Raw genomic sequence first — 15,746 nt, forward strand, 5'->3', positions numbered from 1 at the left:
ATCAGGACTGGCAGTCTTCCGGCGTACGCCGCGTGATCTTCTTGTCCGCGGCGTACTTGTCCGCCGCCGCCTTCACCATCGGCTTCAGGATCGCCGTGTCGGCCTCCAGCCAGTCGGAGCTGAAGTTCCACTTCGTGCCGTCCCAGGTCTGCACGCGCGCCCAGGTCGAGCCCATGTGGTCGGCGCAGCTGGTGCTGATCGGCCGCATCACGCCGGCGAAGCCCAGCGCGTCGAGCTTCTTCTGGTCCAGCGCCAGGTTCTCCAGGCCCCAGCGGACCTGCTCGCCGGTCATCACCTTGCCCTTGCCGAAGCGCTCCTGCGCGCGGCGCACCGCCTCGACGCTGAGCATCTGGATGATCATGCCGCGCGTGTACAGCACCGAGCCGACCTCGTCCTTCGGGCCCGTGCCCTGGCCCTTCTCGTGCACGTACTTCAGGATGTCCTGGATCACCTTCGGCTGCTGGCCCGCGCTGTTCAGGTTCAGCGCGTTGTAGCCCTTGGCGCCCTCGCCGACGTCCTTGACGTCCGGCTCCGCGCCGGCCCACCAGACGCCGTACATCTTCTCGCGCGGGTAGCCGGTGGCCTGGGCCTCCTTCAGCGCAGTGGAGTTCATCACGCCCCAGCCCCACAGCAGCACGTAGTCGGGCCGCTGCTGGCGCACCTGCAGCCAGGCGGACTTCTGCTCGACGCCGGGCGCCGTCACCGGGATCTTGACCAGCTCGAAGCCGTTCATCTTGCTGCGCTCCTCCAGCATCGGCATCGGCTCCTTGCCGAAGGGCGAGTCGTGATAGACCAGCGCGATCTTCTTGCCCTTGAGCTTGTCGAAGCCGCCCTCTTTCTTGGCGATCTGCTGGATCAGCATGTCGGCCGCGGTCCAGTAGCTGCCCATCAGCGGGAAGTTCCACTTGAAGACGTTACCGTCCTGCGCGGCGGAGAGGCCGTAGCCCAGGGTCAGCAGCGGGATCTTGTCGACCGGGGCCTTCTCGGTCAGCGCGAAGGTGATGCCGGTGGCCTGCGGGTCGATCATGCTGGCGCCCTTGCCCTTGAGCCGCTCGTAGCACTCGACGCCCTTGTCGGTGGCGTAGCCGGTCTCGCACTCCTCGAAGGTCAGCTTGACGCCGTTGATGCCGCCGTCGCGCGCGTTGATCAGCTTGATGTAGTCCTGCTTGCCGTTGGCCCAGGGCGTGCCGTTGGGCGCGTAGGGGCCGGTGCGGTAGACCAGCAAGGGGAAGAACTGCTCCTTCGCCGGCTGGGCCTGCGCCCCCGCGGCGACCATGACGCTGAGGATCATCGTTAGCCACTGTCTTCTCATGCTTGTCTCCTTGTTGTGGATCAGTGAGGGAAAGGCCAGAGCCGCAGCTTCTCCTTGGCCGTGGCCCACAGCCGGGCCAGGCCGTGCGGCTCGACGATCAGGAAGAACACGATCAGCACGCCGAAGACCATGCTGGTCAGGTGCGAGGACATCGCGGTGGACAGCGGCAGATGCAGCAGCTGCGGCAGGCGCTCCAGCGCGATCGGCAGCAGCACGATGAAGGCGGCGCCGAGGAAGCCGCCCATGATCGAGCCGAGCCCGCCGATGATCACCATGAAGAGGAGCTGGAACGAGCGGTCGATGTTGAAGGCCGCCGGCTCCCAGGCGCCGAGGTGGACGAAGCCCCATAGCCCGCCAGCTACGCCGACGATGAAGGCGCTGACCGCGAAGGCGGTCAGCTTCGCGTGCACCGGCCGGATGCCGATGACGGCCGCGGCCACATCCATGTCGCGCATCGCCATCCATTCGCGGCCGATGCCCGAGCGCACCAGGTTCTTCGCCAGCAGCGCGAAGACGACGGCGAAGGACAGGCACAGCAGGTACTTGGATGCCGGGCTTTCGATCGGAATACCAAACACATTCAGCCCGCTGACGCCGACCGAGCCGGATTCCGAGCCGTTGGTGACGAACTTCAGGCGCAGCGCCGCCCAGTCGACGAAGAACTGCGCCGCCAAGGTCGCCACCGCCAGGTAGAGCCCGCGGATGCGCAGCGAGGGCACGCCGAAGATCACGCCGACCACCGTCGCGCAGCAGCCGCCCAGCAGCAGCGAGACGATCAGCGGCAGGCCCTCGATGCGAGCCTGCGCGTTGTAGGCCGCGTAGGCGCCGACGGCCATGAAGGCGCCGGTGCCCAGCGAGATCTGGCCGCAGTAGCCGACGAGGACGTTCAGGCCCAGCGCGGCCAGCGAGAGGATTAGGAAGGGAACGAGGATCGCGCGCAGCAGGTACTCGGGGGCCGCGAGCGGCACGATCACGAAGGCCGTCAACAAGAGCAGCGCCATCGCGATGCGGTCCTGGCGGATCGGCAGGATCTGCTGGTCCGCGCGGTAGCTGGATTTGAACTGGCCGTTTTCTCTGTAGAGCATGGCGTCAGACCCGGTCGATGATCTTCTCGCCAAACAGCCCCTGTGGCCGCACGAGAAGGAACAGCAGCGCCAGCACATAGGCGAACCAGATCTCGATCCCGCCACCCAGCATCGGCCCGATGTAGATCTCCGATAGCTTCTCGCCGACGCCGATCACCAGCCCGCCGACGATGGCGCCCGGGATCGAGGTGAGCCCGCCGAGGATCACCACCGGCAGCGCCTTCAGCGCCACCAGCGACAGCGAGAACTGCACGCCCAGCTTGCTGCCCCAGATCACGCCGGCCACCAGCGCGACGAAGCCGGCCACGCTCCAGACGATGATCCAGATCGTCGACAGCGGGATGCCGATGGACTGCGCCGCCTGATGGTCGTCGGCCACCGCACGCAGCGCGCGGCCGGTCGCGGTCTTCTGGAAGAACAGCGCCAGCAGCGCGACCAGCACGGTGGCGATCAGCGCCGAGTAGAGGTCTTCCTTGCTGATCAGGATGCCGCCCTGGAACAGCGACTCGGCGACGATGACCGGATCCTTGGGCATGCCGACGTCGATCTTGTAGATGTCGTTGCCGAACAGGGTCTGGCCCAGGCCGTCGAGGAAGTAGGTGAAGCCCAGCGTCGCCATCAGCAGCGTGATGCCTTCCTGGTTCACGAGGCGCGAGAGCGCCAGCTTCTCCACCGCGATCGCGACGAGCACCATCACCGCCAGCGCCAGCGCGAAGGCCAGCACGTTGGCGACAATCGGGTTGGCCAGCGCCGGCACCCACTGCGGAATCCACTCGGCGAAGCGCGCCATCGCCAGCGCCGCGAACAGCACCATCGCACCCTGCGCGAAATTGAACACGCCGCTGGCCTTGTAGATCAGCACGAAGCCCAGCGCGATCAGCGAATAGAGCATGCCGGCCATCAGACCGCCGATCAGGGTTTCGAGGAAGAAGCCCATCAGTGAGAGGTCCCCAGGTAGGCCTTGATCACTTCGGGATTGGCGCGCACCTCGGCAGGCGCGCCGTCGCCGATCTTGCGGCCGTAGTCCAGCACGACGACGCGGTCCGAGATGTCCATCACCACGCCCATGTCGTGCTCGATCAGCACGATGGTCGTGCCGAACTCCTCGTTGACGTCGAGGATGAAGCGGCACATGTCCTGCTTTTCTTCGACGTTCATGCCGGCCATCGGCTCGTCCAGCAGCAGCACCTGGGGCTCCATCGCCAGCGCCCGGCCCAGGTCCACGCGCTTCTGCAGGCCATAGGGCAGCCGGCCGACCGGCGTCTTGCGATACGCCTGGATCTCGAGGAAATCGATGATGCGCTCGACCTTCTCGCGCTGCGCGATTTCCTCGCGCTCGGCCGGGCCGAAGCGCAGGGCCTGCCAGAACAGGTTGCAGCGCATGTGCAGGTTGCGGCCGGTCATGATGTTGTCCAGCACGCTCATGCCCTTGAACAGCGCCAGGTTCTGGAAGGTGCGCGCCACGCCCATCTGCGCGACCTGGCGCGAGTTCATGTGCCGGAAGGTCTGGCCGCGGAAGGTGATCGCGCCCTCGCTGGGCTGGTAGACGCCGTTGATGCAGTTGAGCATCGAGCTTTTTCCCGCGCCGTTGGGACCGATGATGGCGCGGATCTCGTGCTCGCGGACGTCGAAGGAAATGTCGCTGAGCGCCTTGACGCCGCCGAACTGCACGCTGATGTTGCGCACGTCGAGGATCACCTCGCCCACATCTCTTTTCATGCGCTCACCGCCTCGACGTCGACGATGCGCAGGTCCGCCGCCACCGTGCCGCTGCGGCCGTCCTCGAACTTCACCGCGGTCTGGATGAATTGCGAGCACTTGCCGCCGTACAGCGCGTCGATCAGCACGCCGTACTTGTCGGCGATGGCGCCGCGGCGGACCTTGCGGGTGCGGGTCAGTTCGCCGTCGTCGGCATCGAGCTCCTTGTGCAGGATCAGGAAGCGGCTGATCTGGCTGCCGGCCAGCAGCTTGTCGCGGGCCAGGTCGGCGTTGACCTGGCGCACGCACTCGGCGATCAACTCGTAGACCTCGGGCTTGGCGGCCAGGTCGGTGTAGCCCGCATAGGGCAGGTTGCGCCGCTCGGCCCAGTTGCCGACGGCGTCGAAGTCGATGTTGACGAAGGCGCAGACCTGCTCGCGCCCGTCGCCGAAGGCCACGGCCTCCTTGATGTGCGGAAAGAACTTCAGCTTGTTCTCCACATACTTGGGCGCGAACATCGCGCCGCAGCGCATGCGGCCGACGTCCTTCGCGCGGTCGATGATCTTCAGGTGCCCGTCGCCGTCGATGAAGCCGGCGTCGCCGGTGCGGAACCAGCCCTCGCCGTCCAGCACCTCGGACGTCGCGGCCTCGTTCTTGTAGTAGCCCTTCAGCAGGCCGGGCGAGCGGATGAAGATCTCGCCGCCGTCCGCCAGCCGCAGCTCGACGCCTTCGATCGGAACGCCGACGGTGTCGGAGCGGGCCTGATCGTCCGGCTGCAGGCAGACGAATACGGCCGTCTCGGTGGAGCCGTAAAGCTGTTTCAGATTGATGCCGATGCTGCGGTAGAAGCTGAACAGGTCGGGCCCGATCGCCTCGCCGGCCGTGTAGGCCACGCGCACGCGCGACAGGCCCAGCGTGTTGCGCAGCGGGCCGTAGATCAAGGCATTGCCTAAGGCGTATTTCAAGCGGTCCGCGGTGCCGACCGGCTTGCCGTCCATCAGCGCCGGGCCGACTCTGCGCGCCAGCGCCATGCAGCGCTCGAACAACCAGCGCTTGGGCGCGGAGGCGTCTTCCATGCGGATCATCACGCGCGTCAGCAGGCCCTCGAACACGCGCGGCGGCGCGAAGTAGTAGGTCGGGCCGATCTCCTTCAGGTCGATCTCGACGGTGCTGGCCGACTCCGGGCAATTGACGACGTAGCCCACCGCCAGCCACTGCGCGTAGCTGAAGATGTTCTGGCCGATCCAGGCCGGCGGCAGGTAGGCGAGCACCTCCTCGCGCTCGGTCAGCTTGTCGAAGCGCTGGCCAGCCAGCGCGCGGTCGATCAGGCTGGCGTGCGTGTGGACGACGCCCTTCGGGTTGCCGGTGGTGCCGGAGGTGAAGAACAGTGCGGCCACGTCCTCGGGTCGGGCGGCGGCGATGCGCTCTTCAACATACGCCGGATGACCGGTGGCATGCCGGCGGCCCTCCTCGCGCAAGGTGTCGAGCGCGGCCAGGCCCGGCTCCTCGTACTTGCGCAGGCCGCGCGGGTCGTCGTACCAGATCCGCGCCAGGCCCGGGCAGTGCTCGCGGATCTCCAGCAGCTTGTCCACCTGCTCCTGGTCCTCGACGACCGCGAAGGCGATCTCGGCGTTGTTGATCGGGAAGACGAATTCGGTGGCCACCGCATCCTGGTACAGCGGCACGGGGATCGCGCCGAGCGACTGCGCGGCCAGCATCGAGGCATAGAGCCGCGGGCGGTTCTCGCCGATCACGACGAGGTGCTGGCCCGCACCCAGGCCGGCGGCGGCAAGGCCGTGCGCGAACTCGCGCACCAGCGCCGCCAGCTCGCGCCAGCTGAGCGTCTGCCAGATGCCGTACTCCTTCTCGCGCAACGCCGCGGCGTCGGGACGCGCCGCCGCGAGGGCCAGCAGAAGCCGGGGAAAGGTCGTGGTCGCCAGGTGATCCATGGTCGCCGCCGTGTTATGTCTCCTGCGAGGCATGGTAGGCGGCGCATTGACGCCTCGTTGTCGTTGCAACGACATTCCTAGGGTCAATGCCGGGCGCACTTTCCCGCAAGCAGAAAGTCCACTTTCGTACCATTTAATTGAATTAGTTCTTAAACGGTCTAGAATGACAAGCATTGCACGACTGGAGTTCCGCCATGTCCGCCGTCCTCGCCCACCGCTCGCCGCCCGTCGATCTGCAGACACCGGCCGCCGCCGCCGCGGCCCTGCGCACCTTCTTCAACATCGCCGCTGCCTGGGATCTCAGCAACGCCGAACAGCAGCGCCTGCTGGGCTGCGGGCGCACGGCCTTCTTCGACTGGAAGGCGGGCCGCGTCAAGTCGGCGCTGGACGGCGCTACGCTCGAGCGCCTGTCGCACCTGTTCGGCATTTACGGCTCACTGCAGATCCTGCTGCCGCTGCCGGAGCGTGCGAACGCCTGGATCAAGAAAGCCAACAGCGCACCGCTGTTCGGCGGACGCTCGGCCTTAGACAGGATGCTCGGCGGCCAGGTGTCCGACCTGTTCGTCGTCCGGCAGTACCTCGACGCGCAACGCGGCGGCTGGGCTTGACATAGAGCCCCTCGCCCAGTCCCGCCGCGCTGGACGCGGGCGGGTCTGGGCGGTCCCCCAAGGGGACGGCGATGCCTGCGGCGTCGAGCCGCAAGCACATCGCCAAGTGGGCCGGCTTGGGGCGGCCCGGCGCTCGGCCCGAATACGAATACACGCTGACATGACTACGACAACGAAGCTCGATTGGCCCGACGCCTGCCGCCTGATCCCGAGCCGCTTTCCGCCGATCTCGCTGTTCGAGCGGGTGGTCGAGCCGGCCGATCTCGACGTGGTGTTCGCGATCGAGGCGCTGGGCAATCCGCGGCTGCGCGACGAGACGGGCGAGCTGTCGCTGGTCCCGCCCGAGCACCGGATCAGCGGCCCGGGCACCGGCGCGATCATGGCCGCGTTCACGCATCTGAATCCTGAGGGCAGCCGCTTCAGCGATGGCAGCTACGGCGTCTACTACGCGGCGAACGATCTCGACACGGCCGTGGCCGAGGTCGGCCACCACCGCACGCTGTTCCTCACCCGCACGCGGGAGCCGGAGATCGAGATCGACCTGCGCTGCTACCGGCTCCGTGTGAAAGCGGCGTTATGCGAACTGCGCGGAGGCAAGGCCGAACATGCCGCGCTGTATGCCCCCGACAGCTACGCCGCCTCGCAGGTCTTCGGCCTCGCACGGCGCACGGCCGGTGACGCAGGCATCGCCTTCGACAGCGTGCGCCGGCCCGGCGGCGAATGCGTGGCCCTGTTCACACCGCGCGCCACCGTGCCGCCGGCACGCCAGGCGGAGCACGTGACCCTGCGCTGGAACGGCGAGCGCATCAGCGAGTGGTATCTGAAGTCCGAGGCGCACAAGCTGTAGACGCGGATTGCGGTGGCTGCTACCTTGCGCCGGAATCGTACGGACCCACCTGCCGCATGAACACCTCCGCTCCTGCCACGCCACTGCGGCTGCGCGCCCGCGCGGCCAGCCACGAGGAACTGGACGCGATCCCCTGGCTCGCCCTGCTGCCGCCGGAACAGCGAGCCACCGCCATCGCGCAGCTGCAGGTGGCCGAGGCGCAAGTGGGCGAGCGGGTCTGCCGTTTCGGGCGGCCGGCCAACTACTGGTTCGGCGTCGTCGACGGGCTGCTGAAGATGAGCAACGACGATTCCACCGGGTTCAGCATCACCTTCACCGGGCTGCCGCCGGGCGGCTGGTTCGGCGAGGGCACGCTGCTCAAGCGCGAGACCTACCGCTACAACATCCAGGCGCTGCGCCGCAGCGTCGTCGCCGGCCTGCCGCTCGAAACCTTCCATGCGCTGCTGGACCAGAGCATCGCGTTCAATCGCTTCATCCTGAACCAGCTGAACGAGCGGCTCGGCCAGTTCATCGCCGCCCGCGAGATCGATCGCATCTCCGATCCGGACATCAAGGTCGCCCGCAACCTCGCGGCGATGTTCCATCCGCTGCTCTACCCGGGTGTGGGCAGCATGCTGCGCATCACGCAGCACGAACTGGGCTATCTGGTGGGCCTCTCGCGCCAGCGGGTCAATCAGTCGCTGAGCACCCTGGCCGCGGCGAACCTGATCGCGGTGGAGTACGGCGGCGTGCGGGTGCTGGATCGGCCGGGGCTGCAGGCCTACCAGGGCGGTGCGTAGCGTTCAGGCGCCGAACGGGGTCGGCGCCGGCGTCGTCCTGGGCATCTGGGCGAAGCGCTCGGCCGTCATCTCGTAGACCAAGCTTGCCACCTGGCTCGGCCAGTCGGTGGACGAGGTCTTGAGCAGCATGCCAATGCGCTCCAGCGTCTTGCGCGAGGGCGTGTTCGGCGCCAGCACGACGGCGAACACCGACGGCGCGTGCAAGGTGTCGAAGGCCAGTTCCAGCGCCGCCAGCGCCATCTCCGACGCGAAGCCCTGCCCCCAGGCCTGCGGCTGGAAGCGGAAGTACAGGTGCAAGCCGCTGACGCCGGCGACGGTGCGGCTCATCACGCCGCCGAAGCCGATCACCTGCTCGGGCTGCTCGCGCGAGGCGATCACCCAGTAGCCGTAACCATGTTCGCGCCAATGGGCGAGCCAGCCTTCCAGCAGCTCGGCCGAGGCCTCGCGGGTGGGCGTGGGGCCACTGGCGCTGAAGCGGTTGGCGATCGGGTCGGCATGCAGTTCGAACACCGCCTGCAGGTCGTCAGCGGTGGGTGCGCGCAGCAGCAGGCGCGCGGTTTCCAGTGGGCGGTGCGCCAGAACGGAATGCTCGCTCAATGCCATGAAATATCGGTCCTAACGCTGAAAGCTCGCCGACCCGGTAAAAACCCTGATTCTGATCCAATTTAGCGAGCCGGCACGCCAGCGCAAGCCTCAAGTGCGGGGATGTTGTGCGTTTGTCGCACCGTCCGAAATATTGCGTCTAACCTCGAATTTCATCAGACTCCGATCACAACAACCGGGCCGACCCGGGCGCTTGCTGCGCCGTATCCGCGCGCAAGCAGGCATCAAGGAGGATCTATGGACGACAACCGCGGCGCGGTATCGCATCGTCGCCCGCTCGCCGGACTCGCGGCCCGCCAGCAGCCCTGGCAGGCCTCCGAGCTTCTGCTGCGCAGCCTGCACACGATCCGGCGGCATCTCGGCATGGAGATCGCCTTCATCTCCGAATTCATCGAGGGCCGGCGCGTGATCCGCCATCTCGACGCGGAGTCGGCCGATCCACCGATCCGCGTCGGCGGCTCCGATCCGCTCGAGGACAGCTACTGCCAGCGCGTCGTCGACGGCCGCCTGCCCGAGCTGATGACCGATGCCTGCAAGAACGCCGAGGCGCTGACGATCCCCGCCACGCGCGCGCTGAACATCGGCGCGCACCTGAGCGTGCCGATCCGCCTGGCGGACGGCCGCGTCTTCGGCACCTTCTGCTGCTTCAGCAGGCGGCCCGACGAAGGGCTCAGTGCGCGCGACCTGGTGACGATGCGCGTGCTCGCCGACGTGATGGCCGAGCACTTCGACCGCGAACTCGCGGGCCGCGACATCACCGGCGTGATGCATCGCCGGATCGAGCTCGCGCTGCAATCCGGCTGCATGCGCTCGGTCTACCAGCCGATCTTCAATCTGCCCAAGGGCCGGGCCGTCGGCTTCGAGGCGCTGACCCGTTTCGACTGCGAGCCGCGTCGCCCGCCCGACCAGTGGTTCAACGAGGCGGCGCAGATCCAGCGCAATGTCGAACTGGAGTTGCGCGCGATCGACCTCGCACTGGACGGCCTCGACGAGGTGCCGGACGGCCTCTACGTCACGATCAACGCCTCGCCCAACACCATCCTCGACGGCCGGCTGACCGAGCTGCTCGGCGGCTACCCACTCGAACGCATCGTGCTGGAGGTCACCGAGCATGAAGAGGTGGAGCAGTACAGCGAGATCGCGCGGGTGGTGAATCCGCTGCGGATGGCCGGCCTGCGCGTGGCCGTGGACGATGCGGGCGCCGGCTTCGCCTGCTTCAAGCACATCCTCAATCTCTCGCCCGACATCATCAAGCTCGACAACAGCATCACGCGCAACATCGATGCCGACCGTAACCGCCAAGCGCTGGCCGCCGCGCTGGCCCGTTTCGCCGAGACAACCCAGGGCAAGCTGGTGGCCGAGGGCGTGGAGACGGCCGAGGAACTCGCAACCTTGCATCGCATCGGCATCGAGTTCGCGCAGGGCTACTCGCTGGGCCGGCCCGGGCCGCTGCAGGCCACGCTGGCGCAGGCCCGCGAGACGGCCGCACGCCTGCGCAGCGAGAGGGCGACCCTGCCGCATTGAGCGGACTTCTGCACGTTCCGGCACCCCTGCTGACAAGTTCCTGCTTGCGTCCGTGGCCTCGGTCTTTATACTGTTTATTCATACAGTATTTTGGCCATGTCTTCCCCTTGCACAACACCACCCGCCCCGGAGGAACTGCACGCCCAGGTCTGGCGCGCCAGCAGCCTGGGCGGCAGCGCGAGCGCCTGCGTGCCGAGCGGCTTCGCGGCGCTCGATGCCGAGCTGCCCGGCGGTGGCTGGCCGACGCGCGGGCTGAGCGAGATCCTGCTGCCGCGGCCGGCGGTGCTGGAATGGCGGCTGCTCGCGCCGGCGCTGCGCGGGGCCGGCACCAGCAAGCCCCTGCTGCTGATCAACCCGCCGCTCGTGCCGCATCTCGCGGGCCTGCAGGCCTGCGGGCTGCCGCCCCAGCAGCTCGTCTGGATCCGCGCCGAAACGCCGCAGCAGCAACTCTGGGCGGCCGAGCAGGCGATCAAGTCGAACGCCGCTGCAGCCGTCCTCGCCTGGCTGCCGCAGGCGCGGCCTGAGCAGATCCGCCGGCTGCAGACCCATGCGCTGTCGACCGAGGCACCCGTCTTCGTCTTCCGGCCGCTGCAGCAGGCACGGCGCCAGTCGTCGGCGGCGCCGCTGCGGCTGGCCGTGGATGCCGTCGACTGGGCACTGCAGCTGCGCATCCTGAAGCGGCGCGGGCCGGTGTTCGACGGCGTGCTGAACCTGCCCGCGCTGCCCACCGATCTCGCCCGCGTGATGACGCCGCGGATGCTGGCGCCGCAGTCCGCCCCCGCCCTCGATCCCGTGGAGCACAGCCATGCACTGGCTCGCCCTGCTCAGCCGCTCGCCGTCCCCTGAGGATGACAGTGAAGCCCAGGCTGCAGCGCGACAACAGGCCCTGGCCTGGTGGGCGCTGCAGTTCTCCCCGCGCGTGGCGCGGCTGGAGGAGGCGGTGGTGCTGGAGGTGCAAGGCAGCCTGCGCCTGTTCGGCGGCGCCGCGCGCCTGCACGAGCGCATCTGGCGCGGCGCGAAGCAGGCCGGGCTGGCGCTGGCCGGCATCGCCTGGGCGCCGACCGCGCTGGGCGCGCTGGCACTGGCGCGCGGCAGCATCTGCGACGGCCTCTCGCGGCCGCTGACGCCTCTGCTCGACGCCCTGCCGCTGCACACGCTCAGCGCCGTGCAGGCGCATGCACCGATGCTCGCCCGGCTGGGTTGCCGCACGCTCGGCGAAGTGCGGCGGCTGCCGCGCGCCGCCTCGGCCCGCCGCTTCGACCCGGCGCTGCTGCTCGCGCTGGACCGGGCACATGGCCACATCGCACTGGCGCACCAGTGGGAGATCGCGCCCGAGACCTTCGCGGCCCGGCTGGAGCTGCCGCAACGCGTCGAGCATGCGCCGGTGCTGCTGCATCACGTACAGCTCTTGCTGGCGCAGCTGTGCGCCTGGCTGGCCGCGCGCCATGCCGGCCTGCGCGCGCTGACCCTGCATTGGCAGCACGACGCAATGCGCGCCCGCGACGTCGATGCGCGCGGCAGCCTGCACTGGCGCACGGCCGAGACGACGCGGGATTTCGGGCACCTGTCGCGCCTGCTGTCCGAGCACCTGGCCCGCACCGAGCTGGCCGCACCGGTCGACGAGATCAGCCTCGCTGCCGACGAGGTGATGCCCCTGGTCGAGGACAGCCTGAGCCTGCTGCCGCAGTCGCCCGACCAGGCGCGCGAACCGCTGCAACAAGTGCTGGAGCGGATCGCCGTGCGCCTGGGCCCGGACAACGTGCGCGTCGGCCGCCTGCAGGAAGACCACCGGCCCGAGCAGATGCAATGCTGGGAGGCCTGGCCGGGCACGCCCCAGCCCCGCACGCCGGCCCGCGTGGCCGACTACCCGCAGCCGAGCTGGCTGCTCGATCCGCCGCTGCGGCTGGAGAGCCGCGCCGACCAGCCGCTTTACCTCGGCGCGCTGCAACGCGTCGCCGGCCCGCAGCGCGTCGAGGAAGGCTGGTGGCAGGCGCGCGATGACGGCTCCAACGCCCACGTCCAGCGCGACTACTACGTCTACCGCAGCGAGCAGGCCGGGCTGCTGTGGGTGTTCCAGCAGCGGCTGCCCGCCGACGAGGGCGCGTGGTTCCTGCATGGGGTTTATGCATGATCCCTGACTATGCCGAGCTGCATTGCCTCTCGGCCTTCTCGTTCCTGCGCGGCGCGTCCGAGCCGGGCGAGCTGTTCGAGCGTGCCGCCGCACTCGGCTACGAGGCGCTGGCGATCACCGACGAATGCTCGCTGGCCGGCGTCGTGCGCGCCTACGCGCAAGGCCAGCGGATGCGTCGCGCCTACCAGGAGATCCACGGCCCCGACGCCGAGCCACCGCTGCCCCAACTGCTGATCGGCAGCGAGTTCCGGGTCCGCGACGATGCCGATCAGGAGCGCTACAAACTCGTCGTGCTGGCGCAGAACCTCGAGGGCTACGGCAACCTCTGCCAGTTCATCACCCGGCTGCGCTGCAGCGCGCCCAAGGGCACCTATCTGCTGCGCGCCAGCGACATCCGCCCGGCCGAGTTCGACGACTGCCTGGTGTTGATGGTGCTGCCACGCGAGGCCGGCGATGACGAACTGCTGGCGCCCGCGCGCTGGCTGCTGCAGCACTTCATGGGCCGCGCCTGGATCGCCGTCGAGCTGCTGGAGGAACTGGGCGACGAGCTCTGGCTGCACCGGATGCGCGCGCTGTCCGAAGCCACCGCGCTGCCGCTGGTGGCCGCCGGCGACGTCCACATGCACCTGCGCTCCCGCAAGGCTCTGCAGGACGTGATGACCGCCACACGCCTGGGCAAGCCGATCGCCGACTGCGGCTTCGACCTGCAGCCCAATGCCGAACGCCACCTGCGCAGCCGACTGCGACTGGCGCAGATCTATCCGGAAGACCTGCGCGAGCAGACGCTGGTCGTTGCGGGGCGCTGCAGCTTCAAGCTCGACGAGATCAAGTCCCAGTATCAGTACCCCAGCGAGGTCGTGCCGGCCGGCACGACGCCGGCCGCGCACTTGAGGCGACTGACCTACAAGGGCATGGCCGAACGCTGGCCCGACGGTGTGCCGGACAAGTGGCGCAAGCGGATCGAATACGAGTTGGCGCTGATCGAGGAGCTGCAGTACGAGCACTACTTCCTAACTGTCGCGGACATCGTTGCCCACGCCCGCTCGATCAAGATCCTCTGCCAGGGTCGGGGCTCGGCCGCCAACAGCATCGTCTGCTACTGCCTGTATGTCACGTCGGTGAATCCGGACCACAGCACGCTGCTGTTCGAACGTTTCATCAGCCGCGAACGTAACGAGCCACCGGACATCGACATCGACTTCGAGCACGAGCGCCGCGAGGATGTGATTCAGTATCTGTACGACAAGTATGGTCGCGATCGTGCGGCGCTGACCGCCGTCGTCATCAGCTACCGATCACGGAGTGCGATCCGCGACGTCGGCAAGGCGCTGGGCATGGACGAGGCGCTGATCGAGGCGCTGGCGAACGACCATCATCAATGGTCCAGCGAATCACTGCCACCGGACCGGTTGCAGGCGCTGCAAACCGAACTGGGCATCCCCGTCGACGACCTAAAGCTGAACCAGCTCGTGCGCCTGACACGGCAATTGATGGGCATGCCGCGCCACCTGAGCCAGCACGTCGGCGGCTTCGTGCTGACCCAGGGGCCACTATCGCGCCTGGTGCCGATCGAGAACGCGACGATGGAGAAACGCAACGTCGTTGAATGGGACAAGGACGACCTGGACGAGCTGGGCCTGATGAAAGTCGACGTGCTGGCGCTGGGCATGCTTTCGGCGCTGCGGCGGTCCTTCGATTTCTACGAGGCGCTGCGTGGCAAGCCGATCGAGCTGGCGACCATTCCACCTAACGACACGCCGACGTACCAGATGATCTGCGAGGCCGACACGGTCGGCGTGTTCCAGATCGAATCGCGCGCCCAGATGTCGATGCTGCCGCGGCTCCGGCCCGAGCGCTTTTACGACCTTGTGGTCGAGGTAGCCATCGTGCGCCCCGGCCCGATCGAGGGCGGCATGGTGCATCCCTACCTGAAGCAACGCGAACGCGCCCGCCGCGGCGAGACGATCACCTACCCCAAAGGCCTGGACGAAGCGCTGAAGCGCACCTTCGGCGTCCCCATCTTCCAGGAGCAGGTGATGCAGGTGGCGATGATCGCCGCCGATTTCACCGCCGGCGAGGCCGACCAACTGCGTCGCGCAATGGCAGCCTGGAAACGCCCCGGAGACCTGGCCCGCTTCCACGCCAAGATCGTCGAGGGCATGCGCAAAAACGGCTACGACGACACCTTTGCCGAGGCGATCTTTCGCCAGATCAAGGGCTTCGCCTCCTACGGTTTCCCGGAATCCCACGCCGCCAGCTTCGCCCTGCTCACCTATGCCAGTTGCTGGCTCAAGAAGCACGAGCCCGCCATCTTCCTCTGCGCCCTGCTGAACTCCCAGCCGCTGGGCTTCTACACACCCAGCCAGCTGGTGCAGGACGCGCAGCGCAAGGGCAAGGTCGAGGTGCGGCCCGCCGACGTCAGCCTCAGCGATGCGCTCAGCAAGCTGGAGCCGCGCGAAGGCGCCGGCCCGCAGGAACAGCCCGCCGTGCGCCTGGGCCTGCACCTCGTCGGCGGGCTCGGCCGCGAGGCGGCCGAACGCATCGCCGCAGCCCGCCAGGAACGCCCCTTCGCCAGCCCGCAAGACCTGGCTCTGCGCGCGGGGCTCGACCAGCGCGACATGCAACAGCTGGCCGCCGCCGATGCGCTGGCGAGCCTGGCCGGCCACCGCCGCCAGCAGGTCTGGCAGGCCTCGGCGCTGCGCGCGATGCCACCGCTGCTGCACGGCGCCTCGGCCGAGGAGGAGACCCTGGACCTGCCTGCGGCGCCCGAGAGCGAGGAGGTGCTGTGGGACTACGCCTCGCTGGGCCTGACCTTGCGCAGCCACCCGCTGGCGATCCTGCGCGAGCGCCTGGCGCGCCAGGGCCTGCTGAACGCCGCGCAGCTGGCGGACTGGCCGCGCGGCCGCATCGCCAAGGCCTGTGGCATCGTCACCGTGCGCCAGCAGCCGCAGACGGCCAAGGGCACGATCTTCATCTCGCTGGAGGACGAGACCGGCAGCGTCCAGGTGATCGTCTGGCCCGCCGTGTTCGCCGAGTACCGCAGCACCATCCTGCGATCGCGCCTGCTGGCCGTGCAGGGCGTCTGGCAGCACGGCGACGGCGGCGTCAAGAACCTGCTGGCCCGGCGCATGCACGACCTGACCCCACTGCTGGGTCGGCTGACGACGGAGAGCCGCAACTTCCACTGACGCAAGTTGTTACCTTGGCATG

13 protein-coding genes are annotated in these 15,746 nt (G+C 68.3%); 7 read left to right on the forward strand and 6 right to left on the reverse strand.

Annotated features, from left to right (window positions below; translation table 11 throughout):
• Nucleotide 1: 1 nt before the first annotated feature.
• Genes SNE35_RS00945 through SNE35_RS00965 form a run of 5 tightly spaced genes read right to left on the reverse strand, consistent with a single transcriptional unit; the run spans nt 2 to nt 6,044 of the window.
• Nucleotides 2–1,291 (reverse strand): ABC transporter substrate-binding protein, encoded by a 1,290-nt coding sequence (locus tag SNE35_RS00945; RefSeq protein WP_431312704.1) that lies wholly within the window; start codon nt 1,289–1,291, stop codon nt 2–4.
• Between the two features lie 41 nt (nt 1,292–1,332).
• Nucleotides 1,333–2,397 carry a branched-chain amino acid ABC transporter permease gene (locus SNE35_RS00950; RefSeq protein ID WP_320420875.1) on the reverse strand — a complete coding sequence of 355 codons (1,065 nt, stop codon included), beginning with the start codon at nt 2,395–2,397 and terminating at the stop codon, nt 1,333–1,335.
• Nucleotides 2,398–2,401: 4 nt separating this feature from the next.
• A complete protein-coding gene (locus SNE35_RS00955; protein ID WP_320420876.1) occupies nt 2,402–3,334 on the reverse strand; it encodes a branched-chain amino acid ABC transporter permease in 933 nt (310 codons plus the stop codon).
• A complete protein-coding gene (locus SNE35_RS00960; RefSeq protein WP_320420877.1) occupies nt 3,334–4,116 on the reverse strand; it encodes an ABC transporter ATP-binding protein in 783 nt (260 codons plus the stop codon). The genes SNE35_RS00955 and SNE35_RS00960 overlap by 1 nt, the downstream gene beginning before the upstream one ends.
• Nucleotides 4,113–6,044, reverse strand: coding sequence for an AMP-binding protein (locus SNE35_RS00965; RefSeq protein WP_320420879.1), 1,932 nt, complete (start codon nt 6,042–6,044; stop codon nt 4,113–4,115). The genes SNE35_RS00960 and SNE35_RS00965 overlap by 4 nt, the downstream gene beginning before the upstream one ends.
• Nucleotides 6,045–6,238: 194 nt before the next feature.
• Here SNE35_RS00965 and SNE35_RS00970 point away from each other — a divergent pair, with 194 nt between their 5' ends.
• The 3 genes from SNE35_RS00970 to SNE35_RS00980 all read left to right on the forward strand — a co-directional run bounded on the left by SNE35_RS00970 (nt 6,239) and on the right by SNE35_RS00980 (nt 8,278).
• Complete coding sequence (locus tag SNE35_RS00970; protein WP_320420880.1) at nt 6,239–6,652, forward strand: MbcA/ParS/Xre antitoxin family protein; 414 nt, start codon at nt 6,239–6,241, stop codon at nt 6,650–6,652.
• A 160-nt stretch (nt 6,653–6,812) separates the two neighbouring features.
• Complete coding sequence (locus SNE35_RS00975) at nt 6,813–7,499, forward strand: RES family NAD+ phosphorylase (RefSeq protein ID WP_320420881.1); 687 nt, start codon at nt 6,813–6,815, stop codon at nt 7,497–7,499.
• Between the two features lie 56 nt (nt 7,500–7,555).
• Nucleotides 7,556–8,278 carry a Crp/Fnr family transcriptional regulator gene (locus SNE35_RS00980; protein ID WP_320420883.1) on the forward strand — a complete coding sequence of 241 codons (723 nt, stop codon included), beginning with the start codon at nt 7,556–7,558 and terminating at the stop codon, nt 8,276–8,278.
• A gap of 3 nt (nt 8,279–8,281) precedes the next feature.
• Here SNE35_RS00980 and SNE35_RS00985 read toward each other — a convergent pair whose 3' ends face one another.
• Nucleotides 8,282–8,881 (reverse strand): GNAT family N-acetyltransferase, encoded by a 600-nt coding sequence (locus SNE35_RS00985; RefSeq protein ID WP_320420884.1) that lies wholly within the window; start codon nt 8,879–8,881, stop codon nt 8,282–8,284.
• A gap of 237 nt (nt 8,882–9,118) precedes the next feature.
• Here SNE35_RS00985 and SNE35_RS00990 point away from each other — a divergent pair, with 237 nt between their 5' ends.
• The 4 genes from SNE35_RS00990 to SNE35_RS01005 all read left to right on the forward strand — a co-directional run bounded on the left by SNE35_RS00990 (nt 9,119) and on the right by SNE35_RS01005 (nt 15,724).
• Nucleotides 9,119–10,405 (forward strand): sensor domain-containing phosphodiesterase, encoded by a 1,287-nt coding sequence (locus SNE35_RS00990; RefSeq protein ID WP_320420885.1) that lies wholly within the window; start codon nt 9,119–9,121, stop codon nt 10,403–10,405.
• Between the two features lie 96 nt (nt 10,406–10,501).
• Nucleotides 10,502–11,251, forward strand: coding sequence for a translesion DNA synthesis-associated protein ImuA (gene imuA, locus SNE35_RS00995; protein ID WP_320420887.1), 750 nt, complete (start codon nt 10,502–10,504; stop codon nt 11,249–11,251).
• A complete protein-coding gene (locus tag SNE35_RS01000; protein WP_320420889.1) occupies nt 11,211–12,536 on the forward strand; it encodes a Y-family DNA polymerase in 1,326 nt (441 codons plus the stop codon). The genes imuA and SNE35_RS01000 overlap by 41 nt, the downstream gene beginning before the upstream one ends.
• A complete protein-coding gene (locus SNE35_RS01005; protein ID WP_320420891.1) occupies nt 12,533–15,724 on the forward strand; it encodes an error-prone DNA polymerase in 3,192 nt (1,063 codons plus the stop codon). Before SNE35_RS01000 ends, SNE35_RS01005 begins: the two co-directional genes overlap by 4 nt.
• Nucleotides 15,725–15,746: the final 22 nt, after the last annotated feature.

It is taken from the genome of Roseateles agri, from assembly GCF_034043675.1.
Lineage (GTDB): Bacteria > Pseudomonadota > Gammaproteobacteria > Burkholderiales > Burkholderiaceae_C > KK5.

Bases quoted from the DNA above. Each gene is read 5' to 3' on its own strand.
- SNE35_RS00990 (WP_320420885.1), top strand. From the start codon at position 9,119: ATGGACGACAACCGCGGCGCGGTATCGCATCGTCGCCCGCTCGCCGGA.
- SNE35_RS00980 (WP_320420883.1), top strand. From the start codon at position 7,556: ATGAACACCTCCGCTCCTGCCACGCCACTGCGGCTGCGCGCCCGCGCG.
- SNE35_RS01000 (WP_320420889.1), top strand. From the start codon at position 11,211: ATGCACTGGCTCGCCCTGCTCAGCCGCTCGCCGTCCCCTGAGGATGAC.
- imuA (WP_320420887.1), top strand. From the start codon at position 10,502: ATGTCTTCCCCTTGCACAACACCACCCGCCCCGGAGGAACTGCACGCC.
- SNE35_RS00950 (WP_320420875.1), bottom strand. From the start codon at position 2,397: ATGCTCTACAGAGAAAACGGCCAGTTCAAATCCAGCTACCGCGCGGAC.
- SNE35_RS00970 (WP_320420880.1), top strand. From the start codon at position 6,239: ATGTCCGCCGTCCTCGCCCACCGCTCGCCGCCCGTCGATCTGCAGACA.
- SNE35_RS00975 (WP_320420881.1), top strand. From the start codon at position 6,813: ATGACTACGACAACGAAGCTCGATTGGCCCGACGCCTGCCGCCTGATC.
- SNE35_RS00965 (WP_320420879.1), bottom strand. From the start codon at position 6,044: ATGGATCACCTGGCGACCACGACCTTTCCCCGGCTTCTGCTGGCCCTC.
- SNE35_RS00985 (WP_320420884.1), bottom strand. From the start codon at position 8,881: ATGGCATTGAGCGAGCATTCCGTTCTGGCGCACCGCCCACTGGAAACC.
- SNE35_RS00945 (WP_431312704.1), bottom strand. From the start codon at position 1,291: ATGATCCTCAGCGTCATGGTCGCCGCGGGGGCGCAGGCCCAGCCGGCG.
- SNE35_RS00955 (WP_320420876.1), bottom strand. From the start codon at position 3,334: ATGGGCTTCTTCCTCGAAACCCTGATCGGCGGTCTGATGGCCGGCATG.
- SNE35_RS01005 (WP_320420891.1), top strand. From the start codon at position 12,533: ATGATCCCTGACTATGCCGAGCTGCATTGCCTCTCGGCCTTCTCGTTC.
- SNE35_RS00960 (WP_320420877.1), bottom strand. From the start codon at position 4,116: ATGAAAAGAGATGTGGGCGAGGTGATCCTCGACGTGCGCAACATCAGC.